This is a genomic window from Thalassobacillus sp. CUG 92003 (genome assembly GCF_013618635.1).
Classification (GTDB): Bacteria; Bacillota; Bacilli; order Bacillales; family Halobacillaceae; genus CUG-92003.
This window is the reverse complement of the sequence record NZ_JABLSJ010000005.1, coordinates 131,898-158,544: the sequence shown is the minus strand read 5'-3', so window position 1 is coordinate 158,544 and position 26,647 is coordinate 131,898. Positions and strand designations below refer to the sequence as shown.

At 41.9% G+C, this 26,647-nt stretch carries 25 protein-coding genes and 1 riboswitch; of the genes, 15 read left to right on the top strand and 10 right to left on the bottom strand.

The genetic code is table 11. From position 1 onward, the window contains the following. Positions 1-14: 14 nt before the first annotated feature. The 5 genes from HOP45_RS09590 to HOP45_RS09570 all read left to right on the top strand — a co-directional run bounded on the left by HOP45_RS09590 (position 15) and on the right by HOP45_RS09570 (position 4,311). Positions 15-773, top strand: coding sequence for an ABC transporter permease (locus HOP45_RS09590; protein ID WP_181349059.1), 759 nt, complete (start codon positions 15-17; stop codon positions 771-773). A 55-nt stretch (positions 774-828) separates the two neighbouring features. Then, positions 829-1,548 (top strand): peptidoglycan recognition protein family protein, encoded by a 720-nt coding sequence (locus tag HOP45_RS09585; protein ID WP_181349058.1) that lies wholly within the window; start codon positions 829-831, stop codon positions 1,546-1,548. Positions 1,549-1,622: 74 nt separating this feature from the next. After that, positions 1,623-1,727: riboswitch (TPP riboswitch) on the top strand. An 88-nt stretch (positions 1,728-1,815) separates the two neighbouring features. After that, positions 1,816-2,427 carry an energy-coupled thiamine transporter ThiT gene (gene thiT / locus HOP45_RS09580; RefSeq protein ID WP_181349057.1) on the top strand — a complete coding sequence of 204 codons (612 nt, stop codon included), beginning with the start codon at positions 1,816-1,818 and terminating at the stop codon, positions 2,425-2,427. A gap of 235 nt (positions 2,428-2,662) precedes the next feature. Beyond that, on the top strand, positions 2,663-2,806 hold the full coding sequence (locus HOP45_RS09575; RefSeq protein ID WP_181349056.1) for a hypothetical protein: 144 nt from the start codon (positions 2,663-2,665) through the stop codon (positions 2,804-2,806). Positions 2,807-2,862: 56 nt separating this feature from the next. Then, positions 2,863-4,311, top strand: a complete 1,449-nt coding sequence (locus HOP45_RS09570) for a phospholipase D family protein (RefSeq protein ID WP_181349055.1) — start codon at positions 2,863-2,865, stop codon at positions 4,309-4,311. 85 nt (positions 4,312-4,396) lie between these two features. Here HOP45_RS09570 and HOP45_RS09565 read toward each other — a convergent pair whose 3' ends face one another. Next, a complete protein-coding gene (locus tag HOP45_RS09565) occupies positions 4,397-4,747 on the bottom strand; it encodes a YflT domain-containing protein (RefSeq protein ID WP_181349205.1) in 351 nt (116 codons plus the stop codon). A 272-nt stretch (positions 4,748-5,019) separates the two neighbouring features. Between HOP45_RS09565 and fdhD the strand changes: the two genes are divergently transcribed. From fdhD to HOP45_RS09550, 3 genes are read left to right on the top strand one after another with little or no spacing between them, the layout of a single operon-like run. Then, a complete protein-coding gene (gene fdhD / locus HOP45_RS09560; RefSeq protein WP_181349054.1) occupies positions 5,020-5,829 on the top strand; it encodes a formate dehydrogenase accessory sulfurtransferase FdhD in 810 nt (269 codons plus the stop codon). Positions 5,830-5,844: 15 nt separating this feature from the next. Then, the gene (gene fdhF / locus HOP45_RS09555; RefSeq protein WP_181349053.1) at positions 5,845-8,796 is read left to right on the top strand and encodes a formate dehydrogenase subunit alpha; all 2,952 of its coding nucleotides are present in this window, start codon (positions 5,845-5,847) and stop codon (positions 8,794-8,796) included. After that, the gene (locus HOP45_RS09550) at positions 8,789-9,256 is read left to right on the top strand and encodes a helical membrane plugin domain-containing protein (RefSeq protein ID WP_181349052.1); all 468 of its coding nucleotides are present in this window, start codon (positions 8,789-8,791) and stop codon (positions 9,254-9,256) included. Before fdhF ends, HOP45_RS09550 begins: the two co-directional genes overlap by 8 nt. A 262-nt stretch (positions 9,257-9,518) precedes the next feature. Here HOP45_RS09550 and HOP45_RS09545 read toward each other — a convergent pair whose 3' ends face one another. After that, positions 9,519-9,995 carry a DUF456 domain-containing protein gene (locus HOP45_RS09545; protein ID WP_181349051.1) on the bottom strand — a complete coding sequence of 159 codons (477 nt, stop codon included), beginning with the start codon at positions 9,993-9,995 and terminating at the stop codon, positions 9,519-9,521. A 232-nt stretch (positions 9,996-10,227) separates the two neighbouring features. Then, positions 10,228-11,232: an aldo/keto reductase gene (locus HOP45_RS09540; RefSeq protein WP_181349050.1), complete on the bottom strand. Its 1,005-nt coding sequence runs from the start codon at positions 11,230-11,232 to the stop codon at positions 10,228-10,230. 155 nt (positions 11,233-11,387) lie between these two features. Here HOP45_RS09540 and HOP45_RS09535 point away from each other — a divergent pair, with 155 nt between their 5' ends. Together HOP45_RS09535 and HOP45_RS09530 are read left to right on the top strand one after the other, a co-directional pair. Next, positions 11,388-13,787: a penicillin acylase family protein gene (locus HOP45_RS09535; protein ID WP_181349049.1), complete on the top strand. Its 2,400-nt coding sequence runs from the start codon at positions 11,388-11,390 to the stop codon at positions 13,785-13,787. 89 nt (positions 13,788-13,876) lie between these two features. Further along, a complete protein-coding gene (locus HOP45_RS09530) occupies positions 13,877-15,097 on the top strand; it encodes a cation:proton antiporter (protein WP_181349048.1) in 1,221 nt (406 codons plus the stop codon). Positions 15,098-15,145: 48 nt separating this feature from the next. On the opposite strand, the gene HOP45_RS09525 is transcribed toward HOP45_RS09530, so the two are convergent. The 4 genes from HOP45_RS09525 to HOP45_RS09510 form a co-directional block, all read right to left on the bottom strand. Further along, positions 15,146-15,883 (bottom strand): NAD-dependent protein deacylase, encoded by a 738-nt coding sequence (locus HOP45_RS09525; protein WP_181349047.1) that lies wholly within the window; start codon positions 15,881-15,883, stop codon positions 15,146-15,148. 183 nt (positions 15,884-16,066) lie between these two features. Beyond that, the gene (gene nfsA, locus HOP45_RS09520) at positions 16,067-16,804 is read right to left on the bottom strand and encodes an oxygen-insensitive NADPH nitroreductase (RefSeq protein WP_181349046.1); all 738 of its coding nucleotides are present in this window, start codon (positions 16,802-16,804) and stop codon (positions 16,067-16,069) included. Positions 16,805-16,818: 14 nt separating this feature from the next. Continuing rightward, positions 16,819-17,532, bottom strand: coding sequence for a hypothetical protein (locus HOP45_RS09515; RefSeq protein ID WP_181349045.1), 714 nt, complete (start codon positions 17,530-17,532; stop codon positions 16,819-16,821). 447 nt (positions 17,533-17,979) lie between these two features. Next, positions 17,980-18,162, bottom strand: coding sequence for a hypothetical protein (locus HOP45_RS09510; protein ID WP_181349044.1), 183 nt, complete (start codon positions 18,160-18,162; stop codon positions 17,980-17,982). Positions 18,163-18,508: 346 nt separating this feature from the next. On the opposite strand from HOP45_RS09510, the gene HOP45_RS09505 reads away from it, so the two are divergent. Further along, on the top strand, positions 18,509-18,670 hold the full coding sequence (locus tag HOP45_RS09505) for a hypothetical protein (RefSeq protein ID WP_181349043.1): 162 nt from the start codon (positions 18,509-18,511) through the stop codon (positions 18,668-18,670). A gap of 136 nt (positions 18,671-18,806) precedes the next feature. On the opposite strand, the gene HOP45_RS09500 is transcribed toward HOP45_RS09505, so the two are convergent. Then, entirely contained in the window at positions 18,807-19,412 is a 606-nt protein-coding gene (locus HOP45_RS09500) for a GNAT family N-acetyltransferase (protein WP_181349042.1), read from the bottom strand. Positions 19,413-19,549: 137 nt separating this feature from the next. Here HOP45_RS09500 and corA point away from each other — a divergent pair, with 137 nt between their 5' ends. The 4 genes from corA (at position 19,550) to HOP45_RS09480 (ending at position 24,287) form a co-directional block, all read left to right on the top strand. Next, the gene (corA, locus tag HOP45_RS09495) at positions 19,550-20,500 is read left to right on the top strand and encodes a magnesium/cobalt transporter CorA (protein ID WP_255437570.1); all 951 of its coding nucleotides are present in this window, start codon (positions 19,550-19,552) and stop codon (positions 20,498-20,500) included. 878 nt (positions 20,501-21,378) lie between these two features. After that, entirely contained in the window at positions 21,379-21,915 is a 537-nt protein-coding gene (locus tag HOP45_RS09490; RefSeq protein ID WP_181349041.1) for a TRAP transporter small permease, read from the top strand. Beyond that, entirely contained in the window at positions 21,915-23,195 is a 1,281-nt protein-coding gene (locus HOP45_RS09485; protein WP_181349040.1) for a TRAP transporter large permease, read from the top strand. The genes HOP45_RS09490 and HOP45_RS09485 overlap by 1 nt, the downstream gene beginning before the upstream one ends. 24 nt (positions 23,196-23,219) lie before the next feature. Then, positions 23,220-24,287, top strand: a complete 1,068-nt coding sequence (locus HOP45_RS09480) for a DctP family TRAP transporter solute-binding subunit (protein ID WP_255437591.1) — start codon at positions 23,220-23,222, stop codon at positions 24,285-24,287. Positions 24,288-25,250: 963 nt separating this feature from the next. On the opposite strand, the gene HOP45_RS09475 is transcribed toward HOP45_RS09480, so the two are convergent. Both HOP45_RS09475 and HOP45_RS09470 read right to left on the bottom strand, forming a co-directional pair. After that, complete coding sequence (locus tag HOP45_RS09475) at positions 25,251-25,811, bottom strand: NAD(P)/FAD-dependent oxidoreductase (RefSeq protein WP_181349038.1); 561 nt, start codon at positions 25,809-25,811, stop codon at positions 25,251-25,253. Positions 25,812-25,880: 69 nt separating this feature from the next. Next, the gene (locus HOP45_RS09470; RefSeq protein ID WP_181349037.1) at positions 25,881-26,636 is read right to left on the bottom strand and encodes a PHP domain-containing protein; all 756 of its coding nucleotides are present in this window, start codon (positions 26,634-26,636) and stop codon (positions 25,881-25,883) included. Positions 26,637-26,647 lie beyond the last annotated feature (11 nt).

Below are 26,647 nucleotides of genomic sequence, written 5' to 3'. Positions count from 1 at the left end.
GGGGGGTTGTGGTTTTGAGCGCCTTGTTTAATACTACTTGGATTGAAATGAAACGTTTGTCTCGAAACAAGTATTTTATTGTATTTTCAATTATCATGCCTTTCGTTTTTTATGCTGTCTATACGACAACGAACAATGCAGAAATGGGGATTTCAGGCACGAAATGGAAAGGTTATTTCCTTGTCTCTATGACATGCTTCAGTTTGATGAGCAGTTCTGTGTCTACGCTCGGTATTCAAATGATATATGATAAAAAACAGCCGTGGATGAATTGGTTATTTACGCAGCCATTGCAAAGGTGGAAATACTTCGCAGCAAGAATCATGACGCAAATGGTCCTTAACCTATTGGTGATATTATTTATGTTCGTAATTGCCGCTCAATGGAAAAACATTGAATTGCCGATGACGACATGGATGGGGATTGTCTTATGGATATGGCTGGCCATTTTGCCTTTTCTAGCCTTAGGGACATGGGTTTCTGTGGTGGAAAATACAGAATCTGCTGCGGCCGTTGCTAATTTTTCAACGCTGGGACTAGCTCTTTTAGGCGGGTTGTGGATGCCTTTACAAGAAATGCCGGCTCTCGTGCAGATCATTGGTCCTTGGCTTCCATCTAATTTGTACGCTGAAGGAGCATGGTCGTTGTTAGCTGGGGATGCCATTAAATGGAGTACCTCAGCTGTGCTTAGCCTATATTTCCTCTTATTTTTAACAGGTTCGGTTATGACGCATCACCATTTTAAAAAGACTACGTACTTAAGTGACACCTAAGCTCCCCTCTCACTCGATTTATAGATGATATCAAATCTAAGTGAGGGGGAGAAGGATGACGATAATCGATATGATTTTACCGAAAACACATCACGCACGACCCGGCTACACGTTGCAGCCCGCCTATATCACGATCCACAATACGGGAAATAACGAGCGAGGGGCAGATGCACAACGTCACGGTTGGTATCTATTGAATCTGCCTGAAAAAAAGTTTGTCAGTTGGCATTTTACTGTGGATGACAAGAGAATCGTCCAGCATCTTCCTGAAACGGAAGTCGGGTGGCATGCTGGTGACGGAAATGGTGGAGGTAACCGCTCATCGATTGGAATAGAAATATGTGAAAACGAGGAAGGGGACTTCAACCAAGCTGTTAGTCAAGCTGTTCAATTAATCAGAAGCTTGCAGTCGCGTTATCATATTCCTCTGTCTCACGTTGTCTCCCATCGGCATTGGAGCGGCAAAAATTGTCCGCGGAAGTTATTACCGGTTTGGCAAGATTTTAAGCGGCAAATCGAGGGTTCCTCAACCAACCTGAAGCCAAATGACATCGGGCATCGAGTGGAATCGATCTACAAAGGGGCTTTACGATTTTATACAGAACCGAGTTGGAAAGACCAGCATGTTGCGGGTTATTTATATGAGGGGTACGGTTTCCCGACGATCCTCTCGAAAATCACCGTCGGGAACGGAGAGCAATATAAAGTCAAAAACAGCCGAAATGACATTTATTATGTAACGGCTAGTCCTAAATTTGTCAAAGTTGTCCGTTAATGCTGGAGTGAAGAGTTGAGTTTAACTCGCTCGTCCCGTATAATGAAAAGTAAGCAAAAGAAGCATACGGTTTTTAAGCCTTCAAGGGGAGCCAGCTGGCTGAGAGTGAATGGAATGTCTATTCTTACCCTTCGAACCTGTTAGTTAATACTAGCGTAGGGATGGCGGCTTTTTTGATGGTGCAATGTAGAAATGGGACCTGTCCATCAGGAAGCTTCCCCTTGGCATTGCTTTTTTTGTTGCCAAAAAACAAGGGGAGTGAATGAAATGAGAAATAATCGCGTTTTATTTTTAGTGGAAATTGCCATATTTTCAGCTATGGCATTGCTCTTGGATATTATCCCTTTTTTGTCGTTTAAGCTTTGGGCTCAGGGCGGTTCAATTTCTTTCGCCATGATACCCATCTTCCTAGTGGCCTTGAGATGGGGTGTGAAGGGCGGTGTCTTAGCAGGATTGCTGTTTGGTTTTTATCAAATTTTAACCGGAGCCTATATTCTTGTGCCGATTCAAGCGGTACTTGATTATATTGTAGCCTTCGGCGTTCTCGGGCTCGCTGGAATATTCGCGAGGACTGCAAAGAACGCGCTGCAGAAGAAGCACATGACGTCATTTGTAACGTACGTTTCACTCGGGGTATTTCTCGGTAGTTTACTACGTTTCATTGCCCATTTTTACGCCGGCATTGCCTTTTTCTCAGAAATGGCAGGGGACCAAACCGTATGGGTCTATTCGTTGGTTTATAACGGTTCCTATATGCTGCCTGGTTTTGTGTTGAGTGCTATTGTGTTGTGTATGCTGTTCTACAAGCAGCCGCGCCTGCTATTAGGTACAGGCTCTTCTAACATGGAGGACCAAAAGCTGAAACACCATGCCAACTAAATTAACCCACGGCTTTTTTTTAGCCGTGGGTATTATTTTATTCCTTTTATCCGCTTGTCAAAACAGGTGACAACAGGAAACAATCCGGGTCTCCTGTTGCATATGCCTGCTTCGAACGATATGAATGAAGGGAGATCATTCTGATATCATTAACATAGACGAAACAAACCCACAAAATGTTTCAATTTTTCATTAATTCTCGTGAAATTTTTTATATAGGAGAGGAGGAATAATGATGGTTGAACAAGTCGGAGAGTGTGAAAGCTGCGGTAAAGCGATTTATTGCGATCATGGATTTCTGGACGGTGTTTATGAACAAGGGCACCTATTTTGTTCAGAAGCTTGTGCTGACTCTGGAAACAATATTTCCCATGTTTGAGGATTCTCCACTTTGTGAATATATTGGTAGATTATCATAGGAGTGGAGTACTAGATATGAGTAAAGTGAAAAAGCTTTTGCACAAAAAAATAACATGGGTTGTATTAGGTTTAATTGTGATATTGTCGTGTGTCATCACGTATCATACCTCCTTAAAAGCGTTGCCGGAAGGGATATCGTTTGAGGGGGATGTACATAGTATGCAAGATATCGAATTTTATAAAGATTTAACGTATGAAAATGAAGCAGGTGACACTGTCCATGAACGGGAAATTTTTCAAGAAATTGAACAAACCATTGCTAATGCTGAGGACGTTATTGTGGCTGACATGTTTTTATTTAACAGCTATACAAATGGTAAGCATGATTTCCCGGAGATCACCAAAAACTTGGTCGATGCCATCATTGAACAAAAACAACGTCACCCTGACTTGCAAGCCGTCTTCATTACAGATCAGATCAATACCGTTTATGGGTCGTACGAGTCAGAGGCCATTGATCGGTTAAGAGATAACGGAGTTGATGTCGTTTTAACGAACCTCAACAAACTCCGGGATTCTAACCCCATATATTCCAGCATTTGGCGTACATTTTTGCAATGGTTTGGTCAGGAGGGCGATGGCTGGATTAAAAACCCACTAGCAAAAAATGCCCCAGACGTTACAGCTCGTTCGTATCTTAAATTGTTGAATGTTAAAGCTAATCACCGAAAGCTGATAGCCACGGAAAACGAAGCCATCGTTTCAACAGCAAACCCTCATGAAGCAAGCGGGTATCATGAAAATGTAGCGTTTAAAATGGAGGGGCCAATCGTCAAGGATATTCTTGAGGCCGAAAAAGCCGTGGTCGATTATTCAAGTGACATTGATTTTCCTAATATAGAGGAATTAAACTTTGAAACGCAGGATGGCCCGCTATCCACCCAATTTCTTACCGAAAGAAAAATCTATGATGCTATTTTGGAAGAGTTGGAGAAGGTTGATGAAACAGATGAGATATGGTTGGGGATGTATTATTTAGCGGATCGGAAAATAATCGACTTAATCGAAGCAAAAGCAGACAGAGGCACGCAAGTGAATATTGTGCTAGACCCTAACACGAAAGCGTTTGGTCACCAAAAAACCGGCCTGCCCAATTTACCTGTTGCGGCGGAACTAAAAAAAATGGGTGAAGAGAATTTAAATATCAAGTGGTACGATATCAATATGGAACAATTCCATACGAAAATGCTTTATATTGATAAATCAGAAGAAAGTGTCATAATATCTGGCTCGGCTAATTATACGAGACGAAATTTAGCCAATTTAAATTTAGAAGCGGATGTTAAAATTGAAGGCCCGTCTGGTCATGAAGTATTCCGGGAAGTGGATCAGTATTTCACACGGATTTGGGAAAATGATGACGGTCATTACACAGCTGATTATGAGGAATATCAGGATCAATTGACAATAGCCCGGTATATCTCCTACCATTTACAAAAATTATTGTGGTTTACAAGCTATTAAATACAAGGGATCCAAGCGTGTCTATATTGAATATAAAAAAAGAGGGAGCGGCTCATCAAAGCCGTCCCTCTTTTTTATTTATGACTTAGGAAAGGATATTTTCAACTTCGCTTGAATTCGTAACAATCAATAACACTTTTCCTTCGTCCATATCATCCTCGTAGTCCTCAGCTTCTTGCTCAGAAAAGCCGACTTCTTGCAATTTCGATCTTAATTCATCGCCTTTTTTGCTGAACATATTGCCTACAGCATTTTTAAAATCTTGTTCAGAGAAGCCAATGGTATTCGCATCGGCATTCGTCGCTATTCGTTTCGTGCGATCGTCATCGTGCGTAAGCACATAAACATTGTCTCTGCTGATTCCTTTATCTTTCAATTTTCCGACATCATCAATCAGTTTTTCATCATTCGTATATTCGCGTATAAATGGCATGATCAACACTCCTTTATAGTATGTTACATTAATTTGTTTACCCGTTATAATTGAAAAAAAACATAAAGGGTGCGAAGGTAAGGAAAATGTAAGGCGATCGAAGATAGTTAAAATAGTGTGATTGATGAATAGTAGAAGGAATATCGGTTCAGCGCATAGAAATTTGTAGAATATATACAGATTTGGAGTGGATGAGGTTTGTAATGTTTTATACCCGCGGAAAACAGGTATAGAATTTGTAAAAATAGCGGAGGTGAGGGGGAAGGAGAAACCGTATGAATAAGAACACAAAAATGGTGGACATCGTGAGGTATCAGAATGGTTTATGTTCACACGAAGCGGATGAAATTGCTGAAGAGTTCCCGTTGACATTAATGGTAAACGGTGAGGAATTTGCTACGATGGTCTGTTCACCTACGAACCTTGAGCATCTCGTGTATGGCTTTTTAGCATCTGAAGGAGTGATCAGAACGGCCCAAGATGTTAAGCAGCTATCCATAGATTCAGAAAAAGGGTTTGCGTATACAGAATTGCATAAACCGCTCAATGTATCTGAGAAAACGGATAAACGTTGGATTGGTTCCTGCTGTGGGAAAAGCCGTTCATTTTATTTTCAAAGCGATGCTAAAACGGCAAAAACGGTCATGAGTCAAACAGCTGTCTCATCATCTGACTGTCTCTCACTCATGAACGCGTTCCAGGAACATGCTGACTTATTCCATAAGACAGGCGGGGTCCATCAGGTGGGGTTAGCTACAGCTGTCGGATTAGAATGTACGTTTGCTGATATTGGACGCCATAATGCGCTGGATAAATTATACGGGTATATACTTAATAAACACATTTCAACCAAAAACAAAATTATCATTTTCAGTGGGCGGATTTCTTCTGAAGTATTACTGAAAGTTTCCAAAATGGGGATTGGCCTGCTCTTATCAAAATCAGCTCCAACACATCTGGCTTTACAGCTTGCGCATGATTTGAACATTACGGCAGTTGGCTTTGTGAGAGGGAACCGCATGAATGTATACACCCATCATGATCGTATTTATGGTCAATTGCACGATAAGAAAGATTCATTGTAAAGGGAGGCGTTTGTTTTGCTAGAACGAGACCACACCGTTGTGACGATTAACGGCCAGGAGTATTTAGCTGACCCAGGGCAAAATTTGATTGAATTCATCAATACCACAGGAGAGAATATTCCTCAAATTTGTTATAACGAGTCTTTAGGCCCGATTGAAACGTGCGACACATGTATTGTGCAAGTGAATGGCGAGCTTCAACGTGCGTGTGGCATGAAGGTCGAAGCAGGGATGCGCGTTCAAACACAGCTCCCTCAGGTACACATGGCGCAAAAAGAAGCGTTGGATAAGATTTTGGAAAACCATGAACTTTACTGTACAGTCTGTGATTATAATAACGGTGATTGCGAAATTCATAATACTGTAGCAGATTTTGGATTAGAGCACCAGTCACGCCCATTCCAGGCAAAACCATATGAAACGGATCGCTCGGGATCGTTTTATCGTTATGATCCAAACCAATGTATTTTGTGCGGGCGCTGCGTGGAAGTGTGTCAGGACATTGAAGTGAATGAAACATTAACGATAGATTGGGAACGTCAGGAGCCCCGCGTGATATGGGATAATGATGTGCCCATAGATGAATCATCCTGCGTCAACTGTGGTCAGTGCGCAACTGTTTGCCCATGCAATGCCATTATGGAGAAAGGCATGGAAGGGGAAGCGGGTTACATGACTGATCAGGAACCAGGACTTCTAAGGTCTATGATTGAGATGACAAAAAAAGTAGAAACAGGCTACGGGCCATTATTTGCTGTCTCCGACACAGAAGCATCCATGCGTGAAGAACGCATCAAGAAAACTAAAACGGTTTGTACATATTGTGGCGTAGGATGCAGTTTTGATGTGTGGACGAAGGATCGTAAAGTGTTGAAAGTGGAACCCAACGCAGAATCACCGGCAAACGGGATTGCCACGTGCATTAAAGGGAAGTTCGGCTGGGATTACGTCAATAGCGATGATCGTCTGACGAAACCCTTAATTCGCCGGGATGATGCGTTCGAGGAAGTGGAATGGGATGAAGCCATTTCATATATCGCAGAGCGATTTACAGAACTGAAAGCAGAACATGGTGCTGATGCGCTTGGATTCATCGCTTCTTCTAAAGCAACGAATGAAGATTCGTACGCTATGCAGAAATTGTCACGTCAAGTGATCGGGACCAATAACGTGGATAACTGCTCACGCTATTGCCAAACCCCAGCTACCATGGGCTTATTCCGGACAGTCGGATATGGTGGCGATTCTGGATCCATTGATGATATAGCAGAGGCTGACTTGGTTATGACGATCGGTTCTAATACCGCGGAATCCCATCCCGTTTTGGCATCAAGAATTAAGCGATCCCATAAATTATTCGGACAGAAATTATTCGTGTTTGATTTACGAAAACATGAGATGGCTACGCGAGCTGATCATTTTTATCAGCCGAAATCCGGTACAGATCTCGTGTGGGTTTCTGCCGTAACGAAATATATCATCGATCAGGGATGGCACGATCAATCATTTTTGCAGGATTGGGTGAACGGATTCGATGAGTATTACCGAAGCTTAGAAAAGTTTACGCTTGATTATGCAGAAGAAATGACCGGTATTCCTCAAGAAGAACTTAAATTTATTGCCAAAGAAATAACCAGCGTTAATAAGGTGGCCATATGCTGGGCGATGGGTGTCACGCAACATATGCTGGGGAGTGATACCAGCACAGCTTTTTCTAATTTGCTGCTCATTACAGGGAATTACGGACGGCCAGGCACTGGAGCTTACCCGCTCCGAGGGCATAACAACGTTCAAGGGTGCAGTGATTTTGGCAGCATGCCGAATTTTTATCCGGGATATGAGAAAGTGACGGATGAGCAAGTCCAGAAACGGTATGAAGAAGCGTGGGGCGTTGAACTGCCTTCTGAAATAGGTATGGACAACCATGAAATGATTAAAGCGATTCATGACGGGTCATTGAAGTCCATGTACGTTAAAGGGGAAGACACGTCCATTGTAGATGCTAATATCAATTATGTGACGGACGCTTTTGAAAAGCTGGATTTCTTTGTCGTCCAGGATCTGTTTCTAACCAAAACAGCGGAGTACGCGGACGTTGTTCTTCCTGCGGTGGCAAGTCTTGAGAAAGAAGGCACGTTTACGAATACGGAACGTAGAATTCAACGTCTCTACCAATCTTTGGAACCTGTGGGTGATGCCAAGGGGGATTGGAGAATTATCCAAATGATTGCCAAAAAATTAGGGTTTGATTGGGGCTATGATCATCCTGCTGAAATAATGGAAGAGGCCGCATCATTAGCGCCGTTATTTGCTGGTGTCTCCTACGAGCGTCTGAAAGGATTCCAGTCTCTGCAGTGGCCAGTTGACGAAGACGGTACTGACACCCCCTTATTGTTTAAAGATGGCTTTCCATTTGAAGATAAAAAAGCGAAACTTTATCCGTTAGATTATACGCTCATGTATGATACAGACGAAACGTATGATCTGCACTTGAATAACGGCCGGTTGTTGGAGCATTTCCATGAAGGAAATATGACCTATCGTTCTCCTGGTATTCAAAGAAAAACGCCTAATGCCTTTATAGAAGTCTCGCATGAATTAGCAGAAGAACGAGGCATTAAAGAAGGAGCAGAGGTTAAGTTAATCTCAGAAGCGGGCGAAGCGACGGGTACTGTAACCGTGACAGAACGTGTCAGCGGTAATGAACTTTACCTCCCGATGAACAATAATGGTAAATCTGCTGTGAACTATTTAACCGATAACCGGGTAGACAAAGACGTGGATACACCTGCATATAAAGAAATCGCAGTTAAAATGGAAGTCCTTAAGAAAAAAGGGAAATCACCCATTCCTTCCAATAACCATCGGAGAGGGAACAGACAGCCGCAAATCAGTGTAAGGGTCGAGGACAAATGGAAACGGAGCGATTATGAATTTCCAGGAAATAAGGTGAAACACAATGGGTAAACCGATCACAAATATAAAACGGATGGACATTCCGGAAGAGAATAAGGTGGAGGAAGATGTTCAAGAAGTAAAAGAAGCGGTATCTGCTAATAAAGAGAGCATTCTTAAGGGCATCGAATTACTCAGCGCGCTAGATGAGGCAGATGCTCTCCAGGCTGCTACGGCGATCACTAAACATCGAAAAGAAGCGTTAGGGAATCTTGTCAAAGAACTTAACAAGCCTCAATATTCGAAATCAGTGGAAAATATTCCTGAATTGTTGTTTTTGTTTGGGGAAATCGATTTAGACGAAGTACGAAAAGCGACAGAACGGCTCAATAATGGATTACATGAACTTCAGGAAAGCAGCGAGGAAGAAAAAACATCTTACTTCGATTTGGTCAAAGCACTGAAAGACCCTGAAATTAATCGCAGTATTACGCTGTTGATGAAATTTTTAAAGGGGATGGGGAAAACGTAATATTTGAATATGTGGAGACTGAGATATAAGTTCCACGATGTTCATGAGCGTAGTCAAAACACGTAGACGCATGAGGGAACAGGGCGAGCCATGGATCCCGCAGAAAAGCGTTCTTTGCTTTTCGAGCAAGCTGTGGCCGTGCCCGTGGAAATCGGCGTGTTTGACAGAGCGGTCAATAAATACCTTCCTAAAACACAAAAAATCCGAACATTTCGCTGAAATCGTTCGGATTTTTTGTGTTTTTAGTTTTGTCGCAACCTCTTTATATTTCAAGGAAAAACCATATGATCATGATAGCCTGCAAGACGAATTTCGCAACTGAACCGCCCAGAAAACCTAGCAAAGAGCCGATCGAAGCGCGGAAAGATTCTTGCACTGTACGTTTTTGTAAGAGTTCGGTTGCTAATACGGCTAAAAATGGGACGATGATCAACCCGAATGGCGGCGCTATAAATGAGCCGACTATCACGCCGACAGCTGCCGATCGTTCTCCCCATTTACTGCCACCGTACCGTTTAACAAAATAACTATTTGCGATGATGTCAGAGACAATCAAAATGATGGTCAATAGGATCATGGCAATCCAGAATATGATGGAAAGTTCAGCATGATTCATAAAGAAATAATAGATGAGAAAGCCGATCCATAAAACCAGCGGTCCTGGTATAATGGGAAAAATCAAACTAGCAAAACTGAGAACAAAACAAGCTGCAATAATGAGCCATAAGATAATATCCATTTCTTGCCTCCTTCATGTCGTAAACAAATGCAATGAATCAAGATTCTGTACGAACTTCAGTATAATAGAGTTTCTCATAGAATGGAAAGATTTTAATATGTATAAATATATAGGCTGACTTAGGACGAACAATCGGTGAGTTATCATCCCATGGTACACCTTCCTAGGTACACAAAAATGCCGAACAGATTTCAACCATTCGGCATCTTTATATTTAACCTCTTGTAACGGTTTATTTGAGCCCGATCTCCTGGCGATCTGGTGGGGCCATGAATTCAGGGCCGACTGGATCGTGGATGTAACGAACTAATATATCATTAATTTCGCGCATGCTATCTTCGTTTAACTCGAAATTTTCTATCTCGTTGATCGGTTCCATCTGTTCAGGACGACGCCCGCCCATCAATGCGATGCCTGTGTTAGACTGTTGCAGTACCCATTTCAAGGCAAGATGGAGAACCCGTTTGCCATAACGGTCTTGAGCCAGTTTATCTAGTTCATGGACAGCTGTTAAATACTGCTTGAATCGGGCGTGTTGAAATTTCGGGTCGTTATTCCGCAAGTCATCTCCTTCAAAAGTGCTCGTTTGTGACATTTTACCAGTCAGAAGTCGACGACAAAGAGAGCCATAGGTGAGGACTGTCATGTCATGCGCGTTGACGTAAGGCAGAATGTCATCTTCAATTTCTCTTTCAAATAGATTGTAAGGTGATTGAACTGTGTGAAGAGGGGCTGCCTCTCGAAATGTATCCATCTGAGCTGGTGAGTAGTTGCTGACACCAATGGCACGAATCTTTCCTTGATTATATAAGTAATGCAAGGCTTCGGCTGTTTCTTCAATAGGGGTCATGGGGTCGGGCCAGTGGACTTGATACACATCGATATAGTCCGTTTGCAGACGCTTGAGCGAGTCTTCTACCTCTTGATGGATCCTCTCTTTGCTGGCGTTCCGATAGACGTTCTTGTCGTTCCAGTCCATCCCTGTTTTTGTGGCGAGCAATAGATCATCTCGGCCGCCGTATTCTTTAATTGCTTTACCGATTATTTCCTCGGATCGACCGAATCCATAAACGGGGGCAGTATCTATTAAATTGACTCCTTTATCCAGAGCAGTATGAATGGTTTTAATCGACTGCTGTTCATCAGTTCCACCCCACATCCATCCTCCAATAGCCCATGTGCCAAGGCCAATACGAGAGGTTGTTAGATTTAAATTGCTAATTGTCGTGTGTTCCATTCTTACACCTCCATAGAATGACGTTCTCTGTCCAAAATACCCTGATCATGATTGCATTAATCATTTGCCTAGTTAAACAATAGTGGTGAAGATTAATATTTCAAAATTCTAACAAATTCTATATAATCATAGTATAGGTAAAAGGGGGAATCTAGATGGAGGCGGAACAAAGAGAACAACATCCTGTGCAGAAAAAACATAGCCGTAAACGGATTCTAATTATTACACTTGCCACGGTTCTGATTTTAATAGCAGGCATACTTTTATTTATTAACAGTTACATAAACCGGACTTTACCTGAAACAGATGGAACCCTCACACTAAATGGACTTGATGCAAACGTGACCGTGACACGGGATGAGGATGGCGTGCCTCACATTAATGCTAAGAGTTCGCATGATTTATTTATGGCACAAGGGTATGTTCAAGCTCAAGACCGCCTCTTTCAGATGGAATTATCAAGAAGACAAGCATCAGGAAGATTGAGCGAAGTAATTGGCGAAGCCACTGTTTCACAAGACAAATATTTTCGCACATTAGGTCTGCGTCGAGCTGCTGAAAAGTCATTAGCCGCTTATTCAGACGAGACCATGTCGTCGCTTGATGCTTATGCAGCGGGTGTGAATGCGTATATTGATGAAGCGACCTCAGCCCATAAGCTGCCTCCCGAATTTCTCTTGATGGGGATTGAACCGGAGCCGTGGAGTGCGGTGGATTCCTTGACGATAGGGAAATACATGGCGTTTGATTTAGGGGGACATTGGGAGAGGCAGGCTTTCAATTATTACTTAATAAATGAACTTCCTGAAGATAAAGCGATGGAACTGTTCCCGGGTTATCCGGAAGCGGCCCCCAAGATTCTGGACGATCATAATGTAGTCGATGTGGCTGATAACTTTAAGGAAGCCATTGTACCAAACGCGTTTAATGGAAGTAATAATTGGGTGGTCTCAGGAGATAAAACGGCTTCAGGGAAACCGATATTAGCAGATGATCCGCACCTTGGGATGGCCACGCCATCCATCTGGTATCAAATGCATTTACAATCACCTGAGTACGATGTAAGCGGCGTCATTTTCGCTGGTATTCCAGGTATTATTCTGGGGCATAATCAAGATATTGCCTGGGGTGTCACAAATGTGGGCCCAGATGTGCAACAGTTGTATTTGGAAAAACGTCATCCTGAGCAGCCCGAGTTATTTTTGTATGATGGGGAATGGGAAGAAGCAGAGGTCATTCAGGAACCTATTAAAGTCAAAGATGCCGAGACGATCGACTATGAAGTTATGGAGACCCGGCACGGTCCACTTATTTCTGAATTCGCAGAGCAAAGCGGAGAAGATACGCTCATGTCATTACGTTGGACTGCTCTGGATGCCTCAACAGAACTGGAATCGATAATGGAGATCAATAAAGCGAGCAATTGGCAAGAATTTGAGAAAAGTCTTGAGAAATTTCTAGTTCCAGCTCAGAATTTTGTGTTTGCTTCTCAAAATGGGACGATAGCTTATAAAGCGAACGGTCTTATCCCCGTGTATGAAAATCCTGAGGACGCTTTATTACCCTTGGAAGGCTGGCATTCCGAAAACGATTGGGATGGGTTCATTCCATTTGATGAATTACCGACCATAGTGAACCCAGAACAGGGTTATATTGCCACTGCAAACAATAAAATCGATAACGAAGCCTATCCTTACCATATTAGTCACAGTTGGGCTCAACCCTACCGTTATCAACGCATTACTGACATGATTGAGGAAAAGGGCCAATTAAACGTAGAAGATATGAAAGCGATGCAAACAGATGTGAAAAATCTGCAGGCAGAAGAAATGGTGCCACGTTTACTCCCATTATTGAATGAACCTGATAGCGAGCAAAAACGGCAGGCTATTCAACTGTTAAACGCCTGGGATTTCTTCGATTCTGTGGACAAACCGCAACCTCTGTTATTTCAAATGTGGTTTAAGCATATAGAAGATATCCTTTACGGAGAAGCTATACCTAAAGACATGCGCGATCTCTACCATGGTTCAGGCCAAACGACAGATGAATTAATCCGTAAAAGCGTCCAAGGAGATTCTTCGATTTGGTTTGAAGAAGCTGGGGGATTTGAGTATGTTATTAATCAGGCTTTTGATCAATCATTAGAGAAGTTGACTGATGAATTTGGTCATGACCTGAATGAATGGCAATGGGGGGACTGGCATCAGGTTGAATTCACCCATCCGTTCTCTAGCATTTCGTTCCTTGATCGTTTTTATAATAGTGAAAATCCCATGGCAGTTGGCGGGAGTCGTGTAACAGTCCGTGCTGCTGGGTATAACGACACGACGGGTCTTGTAAATCATGGTGCCTCCTGGCGTTTTATTTTAGATGGGGACGATTTTACCCAAGCGGAACACGTTGTCGGACCTGGGCAATCAGGACATTTCCGCAGTGAATGGTACCATGATCAAATGAGCGATTGGGTGAAGGGCGATTATCACACGACGAAAACGACCGCATATGAAGGCGAGGTACTTACGCTTTCACCTGGTGACGAGGATAAAGAGTGACAAAAGCGAACGTTGGTCGCTGATATAAGTAGTTAGCGTTGATCTGTTTTCTGTTTGATGGCATCACGCTGTACATTTGGAGGTATTTCATGCACGGTTTTCATGACGTTTTTATTCAGATACTCATTTTGCTTGCTATTTCGGTGACGGTTATTGGGATAGCAAAATTATTAAAAGAGCCTTATTCAATTGCTCTGGTCCTGGTCGGGCTTTTATTAGGATTGACTGAAATCCCCTTTATTGAAGAGGCCGAGCAGTTCATTACACAATCAGAAGTGTTTCAAGCAACCATCATTTCTTTATTTCTTCCTATTCTATTGGGAGATGCCACGCTTAAGCTTCCGTTTCACCAGCTCTATGATCAGAAGAAACCTGTGTTGGGGATGGCGTTTATCGGCACGTTTCTCTCCTTCATTTCGATTGGAACCGGGGCCTATTTTCTGCTTGACCTTCCATTGCCCGTAGCCTTTACTTTTGCAGCTTTAATGAGCGCAACGGATCCGATTAGTGTTTTATCCATATTTAAATCTTTAGGCGTATCAAAAAAGTTATCGACCATTATGGAAGGGGAGTCATTGTTTAATGACGGCATAGCCGTGGTGTTGTTTAAAATATCATTCATTTATTTGCTCACCTATATTGAAATGGGGTGGGCTGGACTTGGCAGTGGTACATTTATGTTTTTAAAATTCGCTCTCGGCGGCGCTCTCATAGGTTTAGCTCTGGGCTTTGTATTCTCACAAATTATCAGGATTTTTGATGATTACCCGCTTGAAATTGCTATGAGCGCGCTGCTCTTTTTTGGGAGTTATTTCATTGCGGAACACTTTGAGACATCTGGTGTGATTGCAGTGGTCATTGGCGGATTTATGTTTGGGGACTACGGAGCAAAAATTGGTATGTCACAAGAAACGAAAATCAACATCAACACGTTCTGGGACACAATCACCTTAATTGCCAACTCTCTCATTTTCCTCATGGTTGGATTAGAGATCCGCAATATTGATTTTGAGGGTCATTGGACGATGATCGGGGTTGCGGTTCTTCTTGTATTAATGGGACGGACGATCGCTATATATTTGAGTACAGGATGGATTAAAGACCTCAAGCATGCTGAGCGTTTTCTCATAAATTGGGCAGGGTTGCGAGGAAGTCTATCCATTGCATTGGCTTTAAGTTTACCGGGAGACTTTAATGGTCGAGAGGAAATTCTTCTATTGACGTTCGCTGTGGTCGTTTTTTCCTTGATTGTTCAAGGATTGACCATCAAGCCTTTGGTCAAAAAACTCGGTATGACAAAATCCCACTAAATTCGTTCTCTTAGACATTAAAAAAAAGAGGGGAGTTTACCCCCTCTTTCATACATAAGGTTTTAAGTGAGATATTGCTTCAGATAGGTCGTCATGAACAACATGATCAAATACGCGGTCCTTCATAGTAGGCTCTTTATTAATGAGCCCACATGTGATGTTCTTGTTAAAACGGGCATAATCCGGTAACAGGTTGAACGGAGAAACGAACAATGACGAGCCTAACACTAATAAAAAATCAGCCTCATCAATGCGTGACTCTGCTTCGTTGTGAGCTGTAATCATATCTCCGAACAAAACGACATCAGGTTTTATAATGGATTGGCATCGTTTGTTCTGACAATACGGTACCGTGTGAGCCATTACATAATCAAGATCATAGGTTTCACCGCAGTTTGGGCACGTCGCCGTATTTAATGTGCCGTGGTATTCGATGATGTCTGCGTTGCCTGCCTGAGCATGCAGTCCGTCTACATTCTGCGTAATGACGGAGACGTCTTTTCCTCTTATCTCCAAATCTTTAATGAATTGATGAACCCTATTTGGTTCATAGTCTTGCAATAATTTCAGCTTGAAGATGTTTTTATATTTTTTCCAAAAATCAACCGGGTCAATTGAAAAGTAATCTGCTGACATATAGTACTCTCGGCTGTGATCTGTCGTCCAAAGTCCTTTACTTGATCTGAAGTCTGGTATACCACTCGCTGTTGATACGCCAGCTCCAGTCAGAATGACAATGTTGGAACTCCGTTTAAGCGCTTCGCCAATTGCTGTTAAGGATTCCACTATTTTTCACCTCTCAAAGTTAAACGATATGATTCAATCAAACCAAAGGAAAACGCAGCCGTTGACTGCGTCATACCGTAGAAAGATTCGATTTTTTATTTTTGTTTCCATTGGTCTTTTTTCCTTTATATCTTTGGCTAACACATGGGTACAGCTAGTAAGCCCATGCTGGCTGGTACGGTGTTATCGCTTATTGAAGCCTTTACTTTGGATGAGATCCGTTACGTCCATACGTTTAGGGACTGAAAATTTTCGTATCATTTGATCGCTCCAGGAGTCCAAACGAGCATTGGTTGTACGGTCATGATAATAAGCCTGCAATGTTTGGTCAAACGCCTCGATTGATTGGGCGTGTTCCTTGTATCCATTTTCAAAATAGACGGCGTGAAGTGGAAAGCGGGGCTTCTGTTCGGGCTGATGGGCAGGCTCTCCTATAACCATACCAAACAGCGGGATGACATGGTTAGGGAGGTGGAGGAGCTCATCTACACGCTTTAAATGGTTACGAATGCTCCCGATAAAACAAATTCCAAGCCCAAGTGATTCTGCACTTATGGCTGCGTTTTGTGCGGCAAGCGCTGCATCCACTGAAGCTACAAGAAAATGTTCACTATTTTCTAAATTGGGCAGCATGTTTTGGTAATCCGATTCGGTGGCTTTCACAGTGGAATGATGTAAATCAGCACAAAAAATAAGCAAATGACCATTGTGTTGAACATAAGCCTGCCCGGTGATGTCGGCCAATTCCTTTTTCTTATCGGAATCGGTTACACCGATAATAGAATAAGCCATCATGTAGCTGGATGTTGAAGCCTGTTGGGCAGCCTGGATGATTGTTTCGATTTGCTCGCGGGTTAACGTTTTATCGGTGAATTTCCTTATGGAACGGTGATTAAGAATGGTTTCAATTGTATCGTTCATGTTTCCGCACTCCTTTATTGCGATTGAATGGTAAAGGTTGAAGTTTGGTAGGATTCATTCTGTTTTGCCCATAACCGGAGTGTGTCAATATTAAACTGATCCACCATTGGCAACGTAACAGAAATGTGTTCGTTACCTTGCCAAGACATATCTTTGATCGGATATTTTGATGCCTCTGGTGATGGGGTATCGGCATGTTCAGTTGGCCTTAACGTAAGTTTTTCGGACGTTGCTGCGTCAATAACGAATAATTGGTGAGTTTGAAGACGGTCAGTAACTTTTTTGAAGTTAAGCGCAAGATTAGTTTGGTCTGGTGAAAATTGCAAACTGATAAATTGCGACAAATCAGTCAACAACGTTGATTTCTCTTGAATGAAATCAATGATCATATAAGAGCAATTATCTTCATAACATGCAAATTCAGTTAAATAAAGATGAGGGTTTACTTCTGCCCCAACCGATTTGAAAGACATGTGATTCAGTTGAGCATCTGAGTCCGAGTTACTCGTCAGATAATGGTCTAAAATAGGAAAATCAATTAAATCGATCGAATAAATATTTTCTCCAACATTAATTTCAACCATTTTTTCAGAGGAGACCGGTTCTGATTCATCCGTTTCTTCCTGATTTATCTTCATGCTTTCGCTTTGGGTTGAGGGGGTCTGGCTGCTGCACCCCGTTACAGATAAAATACTAATGATCGCCATCCAACGTAATATACTCTTCACACACTCTGCTCCTCATCGTTATGATTCATTCAAGATTACTGGCATCCATAGTCTGGTTAAACGTATCACGTAGGGAGGAAATAAACAACTCGGGTGATTGCGATCTTTTGTGCGGTGACGTGGAGGTACATTTAAGAATATTGGTATAAGAGGAGATTTGAGTCGCTGATTGTATGATTCTGCACTTGGTGTGCTTTGTTGCCAGGAAAACCAACATAAAATTGAATCACCCCTATTCCTAAAGGATCGCTCCGATGGTTTATGCAAAAGATGATGTTAACATAATACATATATGGTATACATAATCTGAACTTGCCTGGTTTAGCCATATTAAGTTGATTTGAAATGGTTACGGGCCACTGTGTTCGAAAAACCGTTAAAATCGTGATGGAGATAAAAAAGGCTGGCGAGTATGATCTCGACAGCCTGGATTCATTATAAGGTTGGTTACAAATTTTCTGGTTTGCGTGATTCATTCCCAGCACCATGCTCCATAAAATCTTGTTCTAACGTTTCTTTATCCTTAACTGAAAGGTTGGAGTCTTCTACGCTTTTTTTTCCTTTTCTTTCAAAGTAAATCGCAACGGCAATTAAAATGGCGAGTGGAATTAACAATAAAACCCACATCAAGGTAAATCCCTCCTCAGGATTATAAAATGCCTTTCCTACATAATATACCCCTACATATATAATTATAATCCCTATGACAATAATTAGGAGGGAAGGAGTGGAAGATGTCATAAATACCGTTTGAATTGCAATGTGGTTGTTATGGCACTTAGGTCGTTAGTCCTTCTTAGGAGCCTGGTAACCAGTGGTTTTTAGGGGGGAGCGATTATGAAGTAAAAATTTTTAAAATATAAAATTTATTCCTTTTCTTAAGAAACACTGGTTTACTATACTGTCATTAGAATATAAGGCGAACTATATGTCGTGGTTGTCTGGATTCTTAAATTATCGAGGGGAGAGGTTACCTATGTGGGGATTAATCGGATTTATTATTTTAGTGATCGGTGCTTTTACATTATTTTCCCGTTTGAGTGATATCGAGCAGGATTTAAAAGACATTAAGGAAAACCAGAAGGAACTTAAAGAAGCGTCAAAGGTACAGGAATCTGGATTTGACCGTGATGAATGAGCCGGAATTTTAAGACGCAAGAAAACGGGGTCGAGCGAAGTTTTTTAGACAGGAAAAGCAAGCATGCATTAAAGTATATTAATATAATACATTTTGTGAGCCAAAGCGCATGCTGGCGTATAACCAGCATGTGCTTTTATTTAGCTGAGAGTGGTGTTTTTGTACGACCTTTACCACTATTCCATTCTTCCCTTAATACCCCTAAACGAATAGAATCGTAATAACATCCGTCATAATATTGGCATTTTCGAATCCGTCCTTCAATTTTCATCCCCAGCTTATTTCCAACTTTCATCATGCGTTCATTTTTAGACCAGGTTGTCAGACCGACGCGCAAAAGAGGCAACACGCTGAATAAGTAATCAATCCAGTAATAAAGCGCTCTTGTTCCGTAACCACCGCCCCAATAGGCAGGTAGATAGATCCCTATTCCTACTTCAAGCCAAAGAGAAGGTTTGTGCTCCCAATAGTAGCTTAGGGTCCCAATGATTTCATGATCGACTTCAATGATTAAGCGGGAATCTGGTTCGCCTTCCGTGAGTCTTTCCCGGCGGGCGTGTTCGTGACTGCGATAACTTTCTATTGTATGGGGCTCTAATGGATAGTAAGGTGCGTCCCACTTCTTCCATTCAGGGTCTGATTGGTTGTAGATTAACTTCCATAGATAAGGAATGTCGTCCTCACGGATACTTCTAAGCACCATATTATCGCATACAAGACGAACATCATGTGAGTGTTTCATGCGTCGTTCCCCTCCATCAAAGGCATCATACCTTTATCCTATCATAGAGTTTGCTGAAATTGGGGGCAGTTTAAATTAGCTTTAATAAGGCTATTACCCATTGTATAGTTAAAATTGAAAGAAGAAGGTGTCAGACCTTGATCTACGTAACGGCATATAAACACGGTCAATTACATGAAGATCTTTCATTAGAGGCGATGACTCAACTTTCTCCAGAATGGTACTGGGTAGATTTTTCTGCTTCCTCTGAGGATGAATTAGCATATCTTTATTCGTATTTTGATTTCCATCCATTGGCGATCGAGGATTGTCTTCATGATTTACAACGTCCAAAACTTGATTATTATGAAAATCATTCATTTCTCGTCCTGCATGCCATTGATGCTCAAACTTTAGCGAAACAAGAAATTGATGTATTTTTAGGCGATTGCTTTATTGTAACGTATCATCAACTTGAGCAGCCGTCGTTACAGCACGTAAAGCGTACGCTTCATAAGAGCAATGAATTGCACGTTTGGGAGGAATATTATGTGCTTTATCAAATCCTTGATAAAGTGGTAGATAATTATTTCCCTATTATTTATGCCATCGAAGATCACATTAATGAAATTGAAGATAACACCAAAAATCTTTCGATGGACAGGTTATTAGAACAGTTATTTGAACGACGAAGTGAATTGCTCACCCTGCGTCAGACTGTCCACCCGATGAGAGATTTGCTCTATCGTGTTTTAAACACCCACCACCTTCAGGGAGTTAAAACGAGAAAAGAATATTTTACAGACATTTACGATCATTTGTTGAAAGTTGCAGAAAATATTGCGTCAAATCGCGAATTGACACAGGATATCCGGGATAGCTACTTGTCTTTGAATGCTCATGAAACAAATCGTACGATGCAAGTCCTGACCATTATTTCAGTTATCTTTATGCCGCTCACCTTTATTGTCGGTGTATATGGAATGAATTTTACACATATGCCTGAACTTGATGAACGGTATGCGTATTTAGTTGTCTGGATGGTTATGGTTACCCTAGCTGTAGGTATGTACCTTTGGTTCAAACGAAAAGGCTGGTTTGATAAATGACGGAGGTTGGGCTAAAACTGAATGAAACACAACAAAGTCGAACGGTTTCGCTGAAAACAGTTCGGCTTTTTTTGTGTTTCAAGAAAAGCATGTCATAACCGGTCCGTCTAAACACCTCGCTCACCTCTGGCTCTGCCGTAACGTAGAGACAGGCATAGATTATATACACTTCTCCGTTGTTCGTTTCATCCATTTCCCAGCAATTTTTTATGGTCTGAGAGGCAGTTCAGTCCAAAGACTGAGAGCAAATCACTCTCTTGCCTGTTATGGTGATTCATTAATCAGGATATACTTGATTTACCAAAAGAAATTGGAGGGGTAGCCATGATCAACGTATATGAATTAGACCTTCAAATCGAACAAAACCGCCCTCGATGACACACAAAAAAAAGTTGAAGAGGTGATGACAATTGTTTAACGAGTTTGAAATAGCCTGGGATCTAGATAATCGTCGTCCAAGATAAATGCTCATAATAAGCAGCATTGTCACATAGTGCAATAAGCCATATGCAAACAAAGGAGCTTTCCAACTGAGGGGCTCCTTTTTTCATGCTATTAAAGAGCACCTGTAACGAGCTAATGTGAGGTTTGAGTTTGAAACAGTTCGTTTTCATGTCGAGACAGCCATACCGCTTCAGCCGTTTCAAGCATGTGGGGGCTGTTCATTTCAAAGCCACCTCATCGCCTAAAGTGTGAAGGGGGTATGTTGGCTCTACTCTCTTAATTAACTAGATGATGAGCGTTTAACCACAAAGCTAGCCGTAAGTGATTTACCATATTAGAAAAGCTTGCTAAAAAGAGTATGTTTAATCTAACAGTTAAAAGGTAATAGGCAGTATCAGAAAAAAATTATATTAAAATAAAAAAGGAGGAGAGCAATGCGTTGGCTGCAAAAAGTAGATCACATCCAGTCCCTGCTCGAGAAATGGATCATCAGCTGGTCAGTCATTGGCATGACCGTAGTATTGATTGGAAATGTAATTGCTCGTTCCTTGCTTGGCGATAGCTGGACCTTTGCTGAAGAGGTTGGGCAATTTTTTATTGTCCTCGTTACGTTCGTTGGCTTAAGCTACTGTGCTCGGCGAGGACGACATCTCAAAATGACAGCAATCGTAGAGATGCTGCCATTTAAAGTGAGAAAAGGGCTCGTAATCGTGATTACGATTTCGACTTCAATTTTGTTATTTTACCTAAGTTTTCTGGCAATTCAGTATACGTGGCTGCTTTATGATATGGGGCGTGTGACTCCCGCTCTTCGTGTGCCTTTATATCTCGTAACCTTATTTGTTCCACTCGGATTCTTTTTTGGTGGGATTCAATATCTGCGAGAAGGCTGGCTTAATATTAAATATAAACAGGCTGTCATTGATGGCACTCAAGATCCGAATTGGAGCGAACAGGGAGGTGAGACGTGATGATTTGGGTGCTGTTAGGTATCATGTTTTTGTTCTTGTTCCTCGGTTATCCTATGATGGTTCCGTTATTTCTTGCTCCGCTTGTCGTTAGTCTTATCTATTTTCCTGAACTTGAATTGATGGTGTTCATCCAACAATTCACTTTGGGGATTAAAACGTTTGTCCTGTTGGCAGTGCCGATGTTCATATTTGCAGCGGACATCATGTCAGCAGGTAAAACTTCAACACGTCTTCTGGATTTTGTCGGCAGTTTTATCGGGCATGTAAGAGGTGGTTATGCCATTACGACTGCTGCAGCCTGTACATTATTCGGATCTATTTCCGGTTCCACACAGGCAACGGTTGTTGCAGTCGGAAAGCCGATGAGGGAAAGGTTGTCCTCTGTAGGGTACAAGGATAAACAATCCATACCTTTAATTATTAACGCAAGTGATTTAGCTTTGATTGTGCCCCCAAGCGTTGCCATGATTGTTTATGGGGTTGTAACGGGAACTTCTGTGGGCGAACTTTTCATAGCAGGGATTGTTCCTGGTATAATTATATTTCTCTTATTTGCTATATACAGTTACTTGCTTGCGCATTATAAAAAGCTCGGGAACCAGAGGAAATCGAGTTGGCGTGAACGTTGGATTGCGACGAAGAAAGCTCTGCTGCCTTTAGGTTTTCCTGTTCTTATCATTGGTGGCATATATAGCGGGTTGTTCAGCCCTACAGAAGCAGCAGCAGTGTCTGTTTTATATGCGCTAACACTGGAAGTGGTCGTTTATCGAGATGTTCAATTGAAAGACATTCCTAAAATTGCCGAATCCGCTGCTATCGTTACGGCAGCTGTATTTATCCTCGTTGCATCAGGCACAGCACTAAGCTGGGTGTTAGCTTATGCTAAGCTGCCGCAGGAAATGACTCAAGCGATTTTGGGTGCAGATCCTTCTCAAACATACGTACTCTTTATTGTTGCGGTCTTTTTCTTTATTGGCTGCATGTTTGTCGATCCTCTTGTCGTCATCATCATTTTGACACCTATCTTTTACCCAATTGCGATGGATGCCGGGATCGATCCGATTGCACTTGGCGTGATCGTTACGCTCCAAGCAGCTATCGGTTCAGCGACACCACCCTTTGGTGTGGACATATTCACTGCCATTGCGGTGTTTCAACGGCCGTATAAGGAAATCATAAAAGGAATCTGGCCGTACATTCTTATTATGATCGCAGCGTCTGCATTATTTATCCTGTTCCCAGAGATCCTTACACTTTATCGGAATGTGTATTCAGAATAAGAGAGGAGGAGAACCTTGAAACAAATGAAATGGTTGGTCATCATCAGTTTTATGCTTTTACTTTCGTCATGTGGATCAGGAGGGGCTGCGACCACCCAAGGCGAATCCTCTCCTGAATATGTATTTCGTTTCGCTCATGAAGAATCGCCAACGTCTGTTCAGCAAAGTTATGCTGAAGCTTTTAAAAAACGGTTAGAAGCTAAATCAGATGGTGAGATTAAGGTTGAAATCTACCCGGTAGGTCAATTAGGGAATGCGATTACGCAAGCGGAGTTATTGAAGATGGGGGCCGTTGATTTCGGCATCATTTCCCCGGGTAATGTGGGGACAATTGTCCCCGAATCGCAAGTCATGCTCCTCAATTTCTTGTTCTCGGATAACATGGAGGTCAATAAACATGTGTTGAATAACAGCGCTGCTTTAAATGACTTATTAGCGGAAAGTTTCAGGGAAAAGGGAATCAAAGTACTTTCTTACTGGACAGAAGGGTTCAACCACTGGACGTCTAACAAAAAATTGAGTGAACCTTCTTCTTTTAATGGTCTGAAATTCAGAACGATGCCGTCTCCGCTGATCGTCAACTCATATGAAGCCTATGGCGCCAATCCTACTCCTATTCCATATGAGCAAGTATACAGTGGTTTGCAACTGAACATGATCGAGGGGCAGACTAACCCGTTATTTGCTATAGAACAAATGAAATTCTATGAAGTACAGCAGCATTTAACGTTATCGAAACACTCGTTATATACAACAACAACGACCATGAATCCGGATCGCTACAATAATCTGCCAAAAGATGTACAAAATATGATCGATGAGACAGTAAATGAAATGAAGGATAAAGCTTTTGATATTCAGGAAGAACAGAATTCCAATGATCTAAAAATAATTAAAGAAAATAGTGATGATTTAACGATCACTGAATTAAGTGATAAGCAGCGGGCTAAATTTCGTGAGGCAGCTAGACCTGTACAAGAAGCTTATAAAGAGAGGACAGGCGAAAAGGGAGAAAAAATCCTTGAACAGCTTAAAGAAGATATTGCTGAAGCAGAAAAAGAAATTAAAGGCGAAACGAACATTGAACAATGAAAAGCATCTAAATTGAAGGCTCCGTTAAAGTTTGTTGTTGATATATGAAATGGATATTTATCTCGGAACGGAGTCTTTTGCTAAATGGCAGGATTCTGTATGACTCGATTTCGAGATGTTTTCAAGGTTCGTTTCCGTAGTTAGAGTTAGGGGTGGTTGGGAAGCTACTCGCTTTCCTGTGGGGGAACCGGCAAGCTTCCTCGGGCTAAAGCCCTGCGGGATCTCGCCTACTTCCTTCTCCCACGGGAGTCTCGCAGCTTCCCAACCCCCCCATACAAAAGATGAGGGAAACGAACCCCCCTAGCTCGTGATGCGTGTCTTCCACGATCGCAGTTTTGCAAGCGAAAAACGCTCTATACCAAGCTTTTACTTTTAAAGTAACAGCCTCGGATGTTTAGATTCCTGCGCGTTCCTTGTGTATAAAAAGCTGCTTATTGCGGAAGTGATTTCGAGAAACATATAAGGCAAGGGCCGATGGGGAAGGGTGAGACTCCCGCGGGAGAAGGAGCAAGGCAAGACCTCGGAAGGCGAAGCCTGAGGAGGCTTGCCAGTTTCCCCCGCAGGAAAGCGAATCCTTCCCCATCGGCCCTAAACCCAAACAAACATCTCGAAACTGAGTCTTCCACAATCGGGGTGGATTTAGTTGAATTAGCCCAATATATAAAAAATGAAGAACGCCCATAAAATTGGTAGTTCTTTTTTTGTTAGTAACATCAACACTAAACTTAAACAGAGCCAAATTGAAAAAGAGAGGCGGCTTCATAGAGTCGCCTCTCTTTTTCATTGCTTAGGTAACCATAAATTTTTGCCCCTGTGGATAACACATACCTCATAAGCCACGTCCGGCGCAAGCGGCCAGCTCCACGAACATATGCAACCCACCCTGCGGAAGGGAAGACCACCTTCCACCTGGTGTTTTGCTTATACGTGTGGGAGCTCCCGGGGCGCTTGCGCCTTTGTTCGTTATTTTAATATATCATGATCTACATAGCGCTCGCCATTAAGTTCACTAATGATATTGATGGCAACAGCAGCACCATCGCCAGAGGTGATAATGGTATGGACACTCTTGTTGGCCACCGTTCCTGCTGCCCATATGTTTGGTTTATTTGTTTTACCCTGATCATCGGTCACAATGACTTTGGCAACTCTCGGTTCGTCCCCTTCTTTAACAGTCAGCCCGAATTCTTCTCCTAATTTGGCGGACATCCCTGTAGCAAAAAGAACGTGTTTCGCGTCATAAGAAGACGTTTCTGTCTTTAGTGTATAAGAATCGTCGTGTTGCTCTAATAGTGTTACTTCTTCTTGTTTTAATTCTGCGCCAAAATTTTGTGCTTGTTTTTGCCCTGTTTTTAAGAGTTCCGGCCCTTCAATTTCTGGGACACCGTAATGATTTTCTACCCAAGCCTTTGCGGTAATACTTTTTCCGTTGTCGAACACAACAGTATTTTTCCCGGCTTTGGCAGCAAATAATGCGGAGCTTGCTCCGGCTGGTCCTGAACCTATGATAGCGAGATCGTACATGAAGATTCCTCCTTAATATAAAATCTTACATACTAGTATAACGAATGATTAAATTGAATGAAAAGATGTTTACACTGTACGTGATATTTGTTTTTTTATCATACCCTTTACAACTTTGGCCGAATGAACTTTCGTATCTAAACACGGAGAGACCTCAATTTTATAATTTTGTTTTATAAGTGCTTCTTTTAATTCAGAGACTGTATCACAATCTGGAAAGCGATTATAGATCGCTCCATACTGCAGAGACTGGTGCGTGTCGCTGCCTCCCACTACTGGAATATTATATTGCTTGCCGAGGGTCTCAACTCTTTGTTTCATGCTCAATCCGTACTTGAATAAATCTTTTCCATTAATATCGAAAGCATCAAATTGATGCAGTATATTTTCTTCGTGATGAATCCAGGGGGTAGAATCTCGGTATGGGTGGGCTGCAATTTTTAGAACGTTATAATCAGCAAGGAATGCTAATAAATCCTTCACACTTATAAAATCACCTTCAGCTTCATGGCCGATTAATCTCTTTCTGATTGCCTTTATGACATCACGATCGGCTACTACTAAAAAGTGGCCCGTCTCCTTTACATCAATCTCAATTCCAGGGAAAACCTTTAATTCACCTAGTCTGTAATGATTTCCTTGATAAGAATAGACTTGTTCCATTTCCTCATAAAAAGATAAAAAATTTTTCGCGTTAAAATGCTCAGTGATGGCCACAGCATCAAGTCCATTTTTGTGAGCTGAGTCCATTTTCTTTTTGAATTCTTCTATTGAAACGGGTATTTTTTTTGATAAATTGGCGTGTGTGTGGAAATCAATCTTCATCGACGAATCCC